At 45.0% G+C, this 14583-nt stretch carries 11 protein-coding genes; 1 reads left to right on the top strand and 10 read right to left on the bottom strand.

Features of this window, described 5'->3' with window-relative positions; genetic code table 11:
- The 4 genes from NQ503_RS07665 to NQ503_RS07650 all read right to left on the bottom strand — a co-directional run bounded on the left by NQ503_RS07665 (position 1) and on the right by NQ503_RS07650 (position 5286).
- Complete coding sequence (locus NQ503_RS07665) at positions 1-843, bottom strand: fumarate hydratase (protein ID WP_005423488.1); 843 nt, start codon at positions 841-843, stop codon at positions 1-3.
- 391 nt (positions 844-1234) lie between these two features.
- A complete protein-coding gene (locus NQ503_RS07660; protein ID WP_005423490.1) occupies positions 1235-2923 on the bottom strand; it encodes a [FeFe] hydrogenase, group A in 1689 nt (562 codons plus the stop codon).
- Positions 2924-2938: 15 nt separating this feature from the next.
- Complete coding sequence (locus tag NQ503_RS07655) at positions 2939-4810, bottom strand: NADH-quinone oxidoreductase subunit NuoF (protein ID WP_005423491.1); 1872 nt, start codon at positions 4808-4810, stop codon at positions 2939-2941.
- Positions 4807-5286 (bottom strand): complex I 24 kDa subunit family protein, encoded by a 480-nt coding sequence (locus tag NQ503_RS07650; protein WP_005423493.1) that lies wholly within the window; start codon positions 5284-5286, stop codon positions 4807-4809. The genes NQ503_RS07655 and NQ503_RS07650 overlap by 4 nt, the downstream gene beginning before the upstream one ends.
- A gap of 432 nt (positions 5287-5718) precedes the next feature.
- On the opposite strand from NQ503_RS07650, the gene NQ503_RS07645 reads away from it, so the two are divergent.
- Complete coding sequence (locus NQ503_RS07645) at positions 5719-7224, top strand: 4Fe-4S dicluster domain-containing protein (RefSeq protein ID WP_005423498.1); 1506 nt, start codon at positions 5719-5721, stop codon at positions 7222-7224.
- Positions 7225-7262: 38 nt separating this feature from the next.
- Here the strand turns inward: NQ503_RS07645 and NQ503_RS07640 are convergent, their stop codons facing one another.
- The 6 genes from NQ503_RS07640 to acsV form a co-directional block, all read right to left on the bottom strand.
- Positions 7263-7994: a glucosaminidase domain-containing protein gene (locus NQ503_RS07640; protein ID WP_330368378.1), complete on the bottom strand. Its 732-nt coding sequence runs from the start codon at positions 7992-7994 to the stop codon at positions 7263-7265.
- Between the two features lie 74 nt (positions 7995-8068).
- Positions 8069-8923, bottom strand: coding sequence for a bifunctional 5,10-methylenetetrahydrofolate dehydrogenase/5,10-methenyltetrahydrofolate cyclohydrolase (locus NQ503_RS07635; protein ID WP_005423502.1), 855 nt, complete (start codon positions 8921-8923; stop codon positions 8069-8071).
- Between the two features lie 82 nt (positions 8924-9005).
- Positions 9006-9635, bottom strand: coding sequence for a cyclodeaminase/cyclohydrolase family protein (locus tag NQ503_RS07630; RefSeq protein WP_044925212.1), 630 nt, complete (start codon positions 9633-9635; stop codon positions 9006-9008).
- 470 nt (positions 9636-10105) lie between these two features.
- Entirely contained in the window at positions 10106-11791 is a 1686-nt protein-coding gene (locus NQ503_RS07625; protein ID WP_259893477.1) for a formate--tetrahydrofolate ligase, read from the bottom strand.
- Positions 11792-11818: 27 nt separating this feature from the next.
- Complete coding sequence (locus tag NQ503_RS07620; RefSeq protein WP_005425366.1) at positions 11819-12523, bottom strand: DUF3786 domain-containing protein; 705 nt, start codon at positions 12521-12523, stop codon at positions 11819-11821.
- Positions 12524-12602: 79 nt separating this feature from the next.
- Positions 12603-14531, bottom strand: a complete 1929-nt coding sequence (gene acsV, locus NQ503_RS07615) for a corrinoid activation/regeneration protein AcsV (RefSeq protein WP_005425368.1) — start codon at positions 14529-14531, stop codon at positions 12603-12605.
- Positions 14532-14583 lie beyond the last annotated feature (52 nt).

Here is a 14583-nt window from a genome sequence, read left to right as displayed (position 1 = left end):
TTAGATCACCTCCGTTTTGTGCCGTGTTACGTGGCAGCTGATGTTGATCGCACATGGCATACCGGCAATGTGAGTCGGCATTGTTTCGATGTTCAGACCGATTGCAGTCGTCTTTCCGCCAAATCCCTGTGGACCGATCCCAAGCTGGTTGATCTTCTCGAGCATTTCTTTCTCGAGGTCTGCATAATATGGATCTTCGTTCTCGGAATCTACCGGGCGCATCAGGGCTTTCTTAGCAAGAAGGGCAGCTTTATCAAAAGTTCCTCCGATTCCAACGCCAACAACCATCGGTGGACATGGGTTCGGTCCGGCTGTTTCGACTGTTTCAAGGATAAAATCCTTGATTCCCTCGATGCCGGCAGACGGCTTAAACATACGGATAGCACTCATGTTTTCGCTTCCGAAGCCTTTGGGGCCAACTGTGATCTTGATGTTTTCGCCTGGTACGATTTCTGTATAAAGCATCGCCGGAGTGTTGTCTCCGGTATTTCCTCTGCGGACCGGATCCTTCACTACGGATTTGCGGAGGTAGCCGTTGGTGTATCCTCTGCGGACGCCTTCATTAACTGCTTCGGTGAGGTCTCCGCCTGCAATATGTACGTCCTGTCCGATTTCGAGGAATACACATGCCATTCCGGTATCCTGACAGATTGGCACCTGTTCATTCTCTGCAATCTGGTAGTTCTCGATGATGTTGTCGAGTATTCCACAGGCAATCTGTCCGTCCTCGCTCGCACGACAGGCCTGGATAGATTTCTTGATGTCGTCCGGAAGCACCTGATTGGCTTCGATACAAAGCCGCTCGATGGTGTCCGTGATCACTGATGCTTGTATTTCACGCATATCCTTGCACCTCTTTATATTTTTTCTTTATATTTTATTGTATCGTATCGGGAATTATTGTGCAAGGGAGAGTTTACTACCCGGAGCTCCTAATGAAATGCGGCATAATGAATCTATTTGTTTTTTTGAGGGTATGTTTAATAGAACTATATATGTAAAAACAGCCGGGAGCTACGAGATTTGAGCATAGTAACCTCACGAGGCTTCCAGGAATTCTTTCGTTCTAGTGATAACTGCGTTGCTCTGTCTGAGCAAAGCGAGTTTGCAAAAGCAGTTATCCATAGGCGAACGAAAGAATTTCGGAAACGCAAGTGGGTTACAATTGATCAAAATCGTAACTCCCAGCGTATTATCTCTATATTACTCTCTCATCATACCCTCAAGTTAAAAATCAATAAAACTCATTATGAAGCAGTTCATGCTCCTTGCCTTTGAGAAGTCCCTGGTAAAGTTCGAGTACCATCGGGTTCTCATCGGATTTCTTAATAATCGTTGTATTATCCGCATTGTACAGACCTCTGGCTCTGGCAGCTTTTGTTCTGTCACCGGATCTTGTCGGCTGGCCACCACCCATGATACAGCCACGACGACATGCCATAACTTCGATCAGATGATACTCTGCTTCGCCGTTCTTTACACGATCCATAACGATTCTTGCATTGGCAAGTCCGCTGGCTACGCAGATCTTGATTTCCATTCCTTTGTATGGTACAGAGAATTCCTTGATTCCCTCGTCTCCACGTACACCACACTCGGAGATTTCTCTCATTGTTTCTTTACTGTGATCCGGAGTCAGACGACGAAGAACTGCCTCTGTAACACCACCGGTAACACCAAAGATAACTCCACCGCCGGAACCGAATCCAAACGGCATATCACATGCTTCTGGCTCAAGTCCTGCAAAGTCAAGGCCAAAGTTGTCGATCATACGAAGAAGCTCTGTGGTTGTGATAACGATATCGGTATCTTTCTCACCATGTGTATAGCTGTTCGGACGAACGGCTTCTGCCTTCTTAGCCGTACATGGCATAATGGAAACCATTACAGTCTTCTTTCCCTGAGCATGTTCCGGATCACGGAAGTATTCCTTAATAACAGCAGAAAGCATTCCCTGTGGGGATCTGCAGGTAGAAATATTCGGAATATAATCCTTATACTGATCTGTAATAAATTTCACCCATGCCGGACAGCAGGATGTCAGGAGCGGAAGTTTCTCACCTTTTTCAATACGGTTAAGGAATTCTGCACTTTCTTCCATAATCGTAAGGTCAGCACTGAATGTGGTATCATAAACTTCATCAAATCCCATGCGATGAAGCGCATTGACGATCTTACCCATTACACTGCGGCCCTTCTGGAGTCCGTAATGATCGCCCACTGCAACACGTACCGCAGGTGCAATCTGCGCAACTACACGGATATCCGGATCTGCAAGTGCCTTAAAGACTTTGTCTGTATTCGTGTGGATGGAAATAGCTCCTGTCGGACAGAATGCACGACACTGTCCACAGTTTACGCACTGTGTCTCTGCAATCTTTTTATTGAATGCAGGCATAACCATTGCTTCTGTTCCACGGAATGCAAATCCAAGTGCACCGATTCCCTGAATTTCCTCGCAGGCACGTACACAGTTTCCGCAGAGGATACATTTATTCGGATCGCGAACGATAGACGGAGAACTGAAATCCAGCTCATGCTGCTCTCTTGTGTTCTGGAAACGTACGGTTCTTACGCCGAGACGATGTGCCAGTTCCTGAAGGACACACTCACCACTCTTGATACAGGTTGTACAGTCACGGCAGTGTGCTGCAAGGAGCAGTTCCACGATCAGTTTACGATAGTTTCTTAATTTATTTGTGTTAGTATGAATAACCATACCATCGCGCGGTACTTCTGAACAGGAAGCAAAGGTTTTGCCTCTGTCGTCCTCTACTGTACATAAACGGCATGCTCCAAATGTAGAGAGCTCTGAATGATAGCACAGTGTCGGAATATCAATGCCTGCGTTACGGATAACGGTCAGGACGTTTTTTTCATCGGTAAATTCAACTTTTCTACCGTCAATTGTCATTGTACCCATAATTCAGCCTCCTTCCTATGCTTCCACATAAACCGCATCAAAGTTACAGTTATCTTTACAGGAACCGCATTTGATACATACGTCATTGTTGATGTGATACGGAGATTTGATCTTTCCGCTGATTGCACCTGCCGGGCAGTTCTTCGCGCACTTACCGCAGCCAATACAGAATTCCGGATTAATGTGGAATTTACGAAGTGCTGTACAGACTTTTGCACGGCATTTCTTATCCTTAATATGTTCCTCGTATTCATCACGGAAGCGTTTCAGAGTACTGATAACCGGAAGCGGTGCACTCTTGCCAAGTCCGCAGAGAGCCATGCTCTGTACCATAGTAGCAAGCTCTTCCAGTTCATCAAGGTCTGACATTTCACCTTTACCATCTACGATTCTCTCGAGAATCTCCAACATACGCTTTGTTCCTTCACGACACGGAACGCATTTACCACAGCTCTCACGCTGTGTAAAGTTCATAAAGAATCTGGCAACCTCAACCATACAAGTATTTTCATCCATAACTACCAGGCCACCGGAACCCATGATCGCATCGAGTGATTTAACGGAGTCAAAGTCAAGCGGACGGTCGATCTGATCTTCGATCAGACATCCACCGGATGGTCCACCGATCTGTACACCTTTGAAAGCAGCTCCGCTCTTCAGGCCACCACCGATATCATAAATGATATGACGAAGACTGGTACCCATTGGTACTTCGATCAGACCTGTGTTTTCGATTGCACCGGTCAGGGAGAAGGTCTTGGTTCCCGGGCTTCCTTCTGTTCCAATGGTACGGAACCAGTCAGCACCCTGAAGAATGATCTTCGGAACGTTTGCATAAGTTTCTACGTTATTCAGAACGGTAGGTTTCTCCCAGAGACCTTTTTCTACTGTACGCGGTGGTTTGACACGCGGCATGCCTCGCTTACCTTCGATGGATGCAGTGAGGGCAGAACCTTCACCACAAACAAAGGCACCTGCACCACGATTGATATGTAAATGGAAATTCACACCGGAACCAAGGATATTGTCACCAAGCAGTCCATAAGCTTCAGCCTGTTCGATAGCCATACGGAGACGTTTAACGGAAAGCGGATATTCTGCACGAACATAAATGTATCCGTTCTCTGCGCCAACTGCGTATGCGGCAATGGTCATACCTTCGATCATCTTATATGGATCACCTTCCATTACGGAACCATCCATGAATGCACCCGGGTCACCTTCATCACCATTACATACTACATAACGAACTTTTTCTTTCTGACGAGCAACCTGAGACCATTTTTTACCAGCCGGGAAACCAGCTCCGCCTCGTCCGCGAAGTCCGGATTTTGTTACTTCATCGATAACATCCTGTGGGGACATATCGAAGAAAGCTTTTGCCATAGCCTGAAAACCGCCAACAGCAATATATTCATCAATGGATTCTGCATTAATATTACCACAGTTCTCAAGAACGATTCTTGTCTGCTGATTCAGGAAAGGAATGTCAGAAGGATGTGGACAGGCGGTATCATGATCACGATAAAACAGTCTGCTTACCGGCTCTCCTTCCATAACAGTACGCTCTACGATCTCTTTACAGTCTTCTACCTGTACATGAACATACTGATAATCATAAGGTTCAATCTTCATCAGAGGTCCTAATTCACAAAGGCCCTGACATCCTGTCTTAACAACACCGACATGCGGAACATCTTTTTGCATTTCCACGCTTACCCAGTCAAGATTCTCGCACAGTTTCGCCATCTCGTCATAAATCTTCTGTGCGCCGGAAGCGATACATCCGGTACCGGAACAGACAAGCACACGACAGGTAAAAGATTCCAGGGTATTTTTTGCTTCAGCCTGCTTATTGAGCAGATCTTCTTTACTCACAATACTCATACCGTCTCACCTCTCAATTCATTTAACAGATCGATTGCCTTTTCTGGTGTCATTTTCGGATGTACTTCGTCGTTTACTGTAAGGGTTGGCGCCAATCCGCATGCACCAAGGCAGGATACAGTTTCTACCGTAAAGAGCATATCATCCGTTGTATGCTTCTTGTTACTGAGTCCAAGTTCCTTCATAAGAGCTTCTTTAACCGGCATGGATTTACGCACATGACAGGCTGTTCCATCACAGACTTTGATGACGTATTTTCCTTTTGGCTCAAAGGAAAAGTTCTCATAGAAAGTGGCTACACTGTAAGCCTTTGCTTCTGTAACTCCAATCTTGGATGCAACATACGTCAGAAGCTCTCCAGGAAGATAACGGTACTCCGCCTGGATATCCTGCATGATTGGGATCAATGATGCAGGTTTCGGTCCGTAATGCTCGATGATCTCATCTGTCTTCGCGTAATAAGACTGATCTAACATTCAATTCCCTCCTTGTTTAAAAATAAATTTTCCTGTGCTAATTGTTTTTGTCTATTTTACACAGCTTTGCTATATTTGATTATACATTAAATATATATTTTAAACAAGAAAAATATCGAAAATTTGAATTAATTTATTTAATTTTTTTATTTTTCGCAACTATTTCGTGATTTTTTTAACATGTTGCATAATTTTTTATCAATCTTGTTTTTAGTTCTCCTTCGTTTTATTGTCATATAATCTTCTGTGCATCCGTCTGTTTTGTGCCTGCAAAAATACATGATCTTAGTTGATTTTAGAATTTCTTTCCTATATTATAATGTCAGGTAGATAAAAATATTTTTCAGTTATCCGGTTTATGGCAGTTCATTCTGTTTTTCCATGTAATACTGTCAGCTGAATAACTGCAATACGATAGAAGGAGATATACATATGCGAAATTATGACACACCTGTCAGAGCAATCCGCCACAAGGTTTATGTCGAAGTAGCCAAAGCCGGATTTGAATCCACTGACGAAACCCTGATTCATGATATTGAAGCTATTCCTTATAATATCGTAGAGGAAAAAGCCAAATACCGTGAAAGTATTTACAGAGAACGTGCCGTTGCCAGCGAGCGGGTTCGTCTTGCAATGGGCCTCTCTCTTCGCCCGGAAAACAAAGCTGTCCATCTGACCGACGGTCTGGCAGCCAGCAACATCGATGAGAAATATTACGAGCCGCCTCTTATGCAGGTCATTCCATCTGCATGCGCAGCCTGTCCGCCAAACAAATATATTGTCAGCAATATGTGCCGCGGCTGTGTCGCTCATCCATGTATGCAGGCCTGTCCAAAGGGTGCGATTTCCATGAAAGATGGAAAATCTTATATTGATCAGGACAAATGTATCAAGTGTGGCAAATGTAAAGCCGCCTGTCCTTATGATGCTATCTCTCACAATATCCGTCCATGTGAACAGGCCTGTGGTGTCAAGGCAATCGGAAGTGATGAGCAGGGACGTGCAAGTATCCTGGAGGACAAATGCGTTTCCTGTGGTATGTGTATGGTAAGCTGTCCATTCGGTGCGATTTCTGATAAATCTCAGATTTTCCAGCTGGCTCATGCACTTCGTGGTGGTGAAAAAATCATTGCCATCATCGCTCCGGCTTATATCAGCCAGTTCGGTGATGATGTGACTCCTGGCAAATTCAAGACAGCTCTGCAGGTTCTTGGTTTTTCTGATGTCCATGAGGTTGCATTCGGTGCTGATGTCGGAGCAATTGCAGAGGCGCATCATTATGCCGAAAAGGTTGCCACCGGAGAACTTCCATTTCTCCTGACTTCCTGCTGTCCTTCCTGGTCCATGATGGCAAAGAAATTCTTCCCGACCATGATCGACAATATTTCTCAGGAACTGACACCGATGGTTGCCACTGCCCGCAAGGTAAAACAGGAGCAGCCAGATGCAAAGGTTGTATTTGTTGGTCCATGTGCATCCAAGAAGCTGGAAGCTATGCGCCGCACCGTCCGCAGTGATGTTGATTTTGTCCTTACATTCGAGGAACTGGATGCCATGTTTGATGCACGCGAAATCGATCCTGCTTCTTTCGAAGAGGATGGTTCTCTTCATGATGCGACTGCTGCAGGACGTGGTTATGCTGTTGCAGGTGGTGTTGCAGGTGCGATCGAAGCCTGCCTTAAGGAATATTATCCGGATGTACCGGTTCATATCGAACATGCAGAGAGTCTTGCTGAATGTAAAAAAGTCCTCGCGCTTGCCAAAGCAGGCAAACTCAAGGGCTGTATGATCGAAGGTATGGCCTGTCCGGGCGGATGTATGGGTGGTGCCGGAACAAATGTACCAGTTGCCAAATCATCCAAAGAACTGAAGAAGTTCCTGGCCGGATGTACGAAGAAGCTTCCGCCAAAGGAACTTGTAGATATTGAACTGAAGTGAAAAAGAGTGGGGCCATGTGCCTCACTCTTTTTCGTTGCTCACTCCGCTTTCAGATCACTGAGCAATTTTCTGAGTTTTTCTCCATAGTTAGGTCCGGCGGCCCAGCCTCCCCCATTCGGGTTCTCCTGCTGCCCCAGCCATTCTACATATGGAGCACTCCCTCTGGTCACCATGTCAAATCGAGTATCCACAAGGTCCTGATTCAGTGCATCTTCGCATGCATAAGCTTTGAGATGCTGTACCTGTGCGCGGATCCCGGTCCGCACATCCGGGTAAGATACTCCGGCAACGCCCCCGCCGGTCGTTCCAATGCCAGCGAAATTATATTGAGATATTCCGGAATCACCACCGTACTGCAGCCATCCGGTCTCTAGCATCGCCTGTTCAAAAACGACTTCTCCACGGACGCCTTCTGCATTCGCTTCTTCCAGGATGATCGTACAAAAATCATCTATGGTCGCTGCGCCACCATCTTTTAATGAAGCTGAAGGATATTCTGCTCCATGTTCTTCATACTGCGAAGTCATCTGTGCAAGAGAAACGGTCGTATCTCCCATGATCGTATAATATCCATAAGTGTTATCTGTAGAATCATCTACAAAATCCGGATCAGAAGTAAAATCCGGTACCTCCAGACTGGACGGCTTGTGAATCTGTCCCTCACCGGAATGATCGACTTCCTCACTGTCTGCTGTAGTGGCTGAACTCCCGAAAACACTCCCGGATGTTCCATCCTCTTCGGCCACCTCAATCTCTGCCCCAGATGCCAAACAAGGTGCCCCAGTTATAAGGGCACCCGTCAGTATTATCTGAGAACAAAAGAGCATCGCTTTTTTGTTTCTGATCATCCATTAACCTTTCTCATTGCTGCTTCTACTACATGTCCTACCAGAACAGATGTTGTAACGCTTCCAACACCGCCCGGTACCGGAGTGATCGCATCAACGATCGGCTCAACTGCTGCATAGTCAACATCGCCGCAAAGTTTGCCTTCTGCATTTACGTTGATTCCTACATCGATGATCGTCTGTCCTTCTCTGACATATTCAGCACCTACAACACCTGCGCGTCCTGCAGCTACGATCACGATATCAGCTTCTTTTGCTACAGATGGCATATCTACTGTTTTTGTATGGCAGATAGTTACTGTTGCGTTTTTCTTAACCAGCATCATTGCTGCCGGTTTACCAACTACAAGGCTTCTTCCGATAACAACGGCTTTTTTACCTGTGCAGTCGATTCCGTAATGATCCAGGATTTCCATGCATGCCTGCGGTGTACATGGCGGGAAACCGATTTTCTTTCCTGTATAAACGCCAGACATGGAAAGGTCTGTCATACAGTCAACGTCTTTTTCTGCTGCAAGTGCATTTTCGATCACTGCCTGATCCAGATGTTTCGGCAGCGGACGGAACAGAAGAACGCCATGAATATGGTCATCTTTATTTACTTTGTCAATTGTTGCAAGAAGTTCTTCCTGTGATACATCTCCTGGAAGAAGGATTTTTTCACATGCTACCCCAAGTGTTTCGCAACGTTTTGTTGCACCTTTTTCGTAAGAAATATCACTTGGATTTTCACCTACACGAATGATGCACAGAGTCGGGTTAACACCTTTTCCCTGTAACTCAGCTACATTGGCTTTGATTCTTTCATTCAGTGCTGCTGTTACTTCTTTACCTAATAACTGCTTTGCCATTTTAACTATTTCCTCCGCTCATTATTTGTTGCTTCACAAATGTGAATTACTCTGCAATACACGCTTAGCGCAATCCGTATTTCTATTTAAGGCGTCCGAGAACGCTTTCGAATGTTTCATCTGCAATCTTTGTGTATTTTTCAAGCATTGCATCTGCTTTTTTGTTGAGTTCTTCAGCATATTCTCTGTTTGCCATAGATTTCGTATTGATGTATACGTTCAGGCTTGCACCCTGTAATGCTGCTTTGCAGAAAGCTGCACCAACACCGGCATCGCTGATCGCCAGTTTGGATCCTTTGGCAGCAAACTCTACGATCAGATCAATTGCTTCACAGCATTTTTCCATGATTTCCATCGGAACAGAGCATGCATCTTTCAGAACGATTTCCATAACATGTGCTTTTTCTGCTTTTTCTTCCTCTGTTTCTCTTGGCATGCCATATGCTTTGGAAAGTGGTTCAAAAACTTCTGCATCTCTTTCAATCAGACTCAGAAAATCTTTCTGAAGCTGGTCGCATTTTGCTTTCAGCTCCCACATTTCATCTTCTACATCTGCATATTTCTTTTTGCCTACCGTAAGGCTGCCTACCATGTTGCCAAGTGCAGTTCCGACTGCACCAACCAGTGCAGAAGCTCCGCCGCCACCCGGTACCGGGGCTTTTGAAGCAAGCACTTCAACAAACTCTGTACATGTACTTGTTGAGAATCCCATTTTTTCTCCTCCTAGAAAAAACATTTTTAAGATGGATATCTTAATATTCTTTTCTTCTTTTCTTATAATAATATTTTTAGGATGAATCCTAAGACCTGTTCATATTTGGAAATATGAGAAAACCTACGAGGGGAGTCGCTCAGAGTTGCGGAGGCCGCTCTCCCCTCGCGCACCCCACCGGGCCACGCAATCAGGAAATATACTGCATTGGCAGTCAACGTTACCTGTCGATACCAACACCACATACTCCCTGACTCCTGCTACAACAAGCTTTTAAACATAGCCGATAGGATACTCACTTCTCCTAAACGACATGTTTTTCAGCGTGGCCAAGCAGGGGGAGTCTGAGGGGGACCTTCGGCCTTCGCAACTGTGAGATGGGCCCCCTCAGAGGTTTTCTTATTTTACAAAATATAATTTACCTTGCTTTATAAAGCAAAATTTATACTTTTAGATATGAGACTTAATTCCTAGAAAAGTCCAGTGATCTTTCCGTTCTCATCTACATCAATTCTCTCTGCAGCCGGTACTTTTGGCAGTCCTGGCATAGTCATGATCTCACCTGTCAGAGCCACGATGAAACCTGCACCTGCGGAGATCTTCAGGTTACGTACAGTAACTTCGAAGTCTGTTGGTGCACCGAGTTTGGTCTGGTCATCTGTCAGACTATACTGTGTCTTAGCTACACAGATCGGGCAGTTGCCAAAGCCAAGAGCTTCGAGCTGTTTTGCCTGTTTCTGAGCATTTGCTGTCAGGACAACTCTCTTACCACCGTATACTTTCTGTACGATCTGGTTCAGTTTGTCTTCGATAGAGCCTTCCAGTTCATATGCATAGGAGAAGTCGTTCGGTTCTTCTACCAGACGAAGAACTTCTTCTGCAAGTTTCACTCCACCTTCGCCGCCTTTTGCCCATACTTCAGAAAGTGCAACGTTTACGCCGAGTTCTTTACATTTTGTTTCTACAAGGTCAAGTTCTGCCTTTGTATCTGTCGGGAATGCATTGATAGCAACTACGCAAGGAAGTTTGTATACATTCTTGATATTGCTTACATGTTTCAGAAGGTTTGGAAGTCCTTTTTCCAGTGCTTCCAGGTTTTCATTATTAAGGTCTGCTTTTGCTACACCGCCATTATATTTCAGAGCACGTACAGTAGCTACGATAACAACTGCGCTTGGGTGCAGACCTGCCATACGGCACTTGATATCCAGGAATTTTTCTGCTCCAAGGTCAGCGCCGAATCCAGCCTCTGTAATTGTGTAATCAGCAAGTTTCATACACATTTTTGTAGCTGTTACAGAGTTACATCCATGAGCAATGTTTGCGAATGGTCCGCCATGAACGATTGCCGGAACATGTTCCAGTGTCTGAACGAGGTTTGGTTTCAGGGCATCTTTCAGAAGTGCAGTCATTGCACCTTCTGCATGAAGATCGCCAGCTGTTACCGGTTTCTGTTCGGAAACTTTACCATATGTATATCCGATGATGATCTTGGAAAGTCTTTCTTTCAGGTCTGTAATATCGCTTGCAAGGCAAAGGACTGCCATGATCTCGGATGCAACTGTGATGTCGTATCCGTCTTCACGAGGCATACCGTTTGTTCTTCCGCCAAGTCCGTCTACTACGTTACGAAGCTGACGGTCGTTCATATCCACACATCTCTTCCATGTGATCTTTCTCGGGTCGATGTTCAGAGCATTGCCCTGGAAGATATGGTTGTCGATCATTGCTGCAAGAAGGTTGTTTGCTGCACCGATGGCATGGAAGTCACCTGTGAAATGAAGGTTGATATCTTCCATCGGAACTACCTGTGCATAGCCGCCGCCTGCTGCACCACCTTTGACACCGAATACCGGTCCGAGAGATGGCTCACGAAGAGCAACCATAACACTCTTTCCAAGCTTCTGCATTGCATCTGCAAGACCTACGGTTGTAGTAGTCTTTCCTTCACCGGCCGGTGTCGGGTTGATTGCTGTCATAAGGATCAGCTTACCGTCTTTTCTGTCACTTTCTTTCAGAAGATTATAATCAATTTTTGCTTTGTATTTTCCGTACTGCTCCAGATATTTATCATCAATACCTGCTTTTTCTGCAATCTTTGTGATTGGCAGCATTTCGCACTCCTGTGCAATTTCGATGTCACTTTTGAATCCCATAAAAGTTACCTCCTTTTTATATACATTTTATATACATTTCGCAAAGGACTTCAGTGATCCGATGATCACATCGCCCATAACAGCCATATCTTCTGCCTGAAAAGATATCGGAAAATTATCCGAAAACAGAATCTGTGAGGATGGCGGAAATTCATCGTCTCCTTCCCACAGGATCATCTGTACCAGATAATCTGGAAAGATCTCCAGCTTATAAGCAATGTCTCCATGCTTCACCGGAACACAGTGCATGTGTTCCATGATTGCCTGAAAATCTTTGATACGGTTTCCATAGGAGAATGCCAGCCGCTTGATACAGCGTCCGTCAAACTGTCGAAGGTATACTTCACCCCACGGCATTTCTCTGTAGGTTTTGAATTTCCCGGTACCTGATGCTTCCGCACCATTCAGCAGAAAACGAATCGTCAGAGTTCTGGCATAGGTCATGGTTTCCAGAGGATAAAATCCCATATCATCCGCTTCGTGGCTGACCTGAAAATCCGGCCAGGAAATCTGATAAACCGTCCCAAGAAATTTCAGAGTAAAATACTTCTGTTCTTCATCATAGGAAATGCCAAGTCTTGCAGCAATTTCCTTTGGATCTGATTCCTGATACTGGCTCAGATAATGTTCCCATGGGAGACGCTCTTTGCTGTCTTTTCCATATCCCAGTTTATCTCCTACAGATTCTGTTTCTGCCGGACTAAATGTTGTTGTTTTTACGTCAGAACTCATAACACACCTCTTCTAAGTTATTAAACAAATGCTTTATCCTGCAAGCATGAACAGCATTTGTATTTTTCACACTTGGATATTATCTTTGATGCACATTCGGAAACATAGATGCATCGGTATGTGGGATAAAACATGCTCCCACGAATTCATCCATGTAAGTCGGAACTGTCGAAAGCTCCATATATGTCATATTTGATGCAAGTTCATAGGTCTTTTTCTCGGCCTGTGTGGAAAGAAGCATCAGATAAGCACCTGTCAGTGATGAGTTACCAATATAATGGAATTTCTCAAGCGGAACATCCGGGAACATTCCGATATTAACTGCATTCTGCATGTTGATTCCACTTCCGATACCACCGGCAACGTAAACATCATCAATCATGGATACATCAAAATCAAGCGAAGACAGCATCGTGCGGATTGCAGAGAAAATAGCTCCTTTTGCACGGATGAAGTTGTCGATATCTACTTCTGTGATCTCAACATCTTTTACAGATCCTGCCTCTTCCTCAAATGCGATCACATAGCTGCCCATTCCATAATGGTCATGGCGGACACGCTTACCTTCACGGACAAATTTGCCCTTCGGGTTGATGATTCCGGTCATAAACAGTTCACTGATCACATCAATGATTCCGGAACCGCAAAGACCGACCGGTTTGGTTCCAGGTTCACCGACTACTTTGTATGTCGGTTCCATGGTTTCTTTATCAATGGTACATGCTTCGATTGCTCCATCTGTCGCACGCATACCGCAGCTGATATCTCCACCTTCGAATGCCGGTCCGGCAGAGCAGGCACAGCTCATCATAAAATCAGAGTTTCCAAAAACGAGCTCACCGTTGGTACCAAGGTCGATAAACAGTGAAAATTCCGGTCTGTTCCAGATCATACTTACCAGTGTACCTGCTGTGATATCGCCACCCACATAGCTTCCGATGTTCGGTGCCATAATAATATGGGCATCTCCATTGATCTCAATTCCGACATCTGATGCAAACAGCGAATTTGTTTTAAAGAAAGCCGGAATATATGGTTCTGTACGCAGGTAATCTGCATTAATTCCTGCGAACAGATGGTTCATTGTCGTATTGGATGCCACACACATACGATAAATCTGGTTCTCCGGAAGGTGAATGCTTCTGCACATCTCATGAATCATCGGGTTGATCGTTTCTTTGATCACTGCATCCTGCAGTTTTTTGATTCCACCAGGTTTCGTTGTCTCAATGATACGGTTGATAACATCCGCACCATAACGGATCTGTCCGTTACCGGAGGAACTCTTGGCAAGGATTTCACCCGTAGCCATATTGATGATGACAGCAGAAACGGTTGTTGTACCAATATCTACTGCGAGTCCACCCATGATCACGTCTTCTTTTGCATCAAAAATATCATAGACAAACATATCATCCGGTGTTACGCGGACCACACATTTCACTGAAAATTTACTTGCACGGAGCACATCCGGAAGTTTACGGAGAACTGCATACGGAACTCTGATCCGTTTCAGATTCATAAATTTGCGAAGTGCTCTTGTCAGTCTCTCAACATCCGGCATGGTATCATCCAGTGTTGGTTCAGTCATCTGGAGTTCTACAACTTCCAGACTATTTCTTAACTGAATTCCGGTCTCTTCGACCTGATTTTTTGCTTTTTCAAAAATTGCGATTTCTTCTTTAGAACTTAAGTCTGCCACTTTCATTCTGCTTTTGTAAGCAGATGCGATGTCCGGCACAAGTACTTCCACATCCGCGCAGATTTTGCTCATGCATGCCAGACGCCATCCTTTTTCAAATTCCTCATCAGAAATATGAAGAGTTTTCTTTGAGTCCAGTTCTCCGCCTTTTAACTGCACCCGACACTTTCCGCAGGCTCCGTTTCCGGAACATGGTGCATCAATTGCCACGTTCGCACCACGTGCAACCTCCAGCAGATTATCCCCCGCATTGGCAAATGCTTCTACCTCACTGCCATTTTCAAATGCAAATGTCACCTTAAACATGCGGTAACCACCTTTCTCGCCTCGTGAATATTCTTGTCTTTCAGCTGTGGCG

The organism is Blautia obeum ATCC 29174, from assembly GCF_025147765.1.
Classification (GTDB): Bacteria; Bacillota; Clostridia; order Lachnospirales; family Lachnospiraceae; genus Blautia_A; species Blautia_A obeum.
The sequence above is the reverse complement of the archived record's forward strand: the minus strand, read 5'-3'. Positions and strand labels throughout refer to the sequence as shown.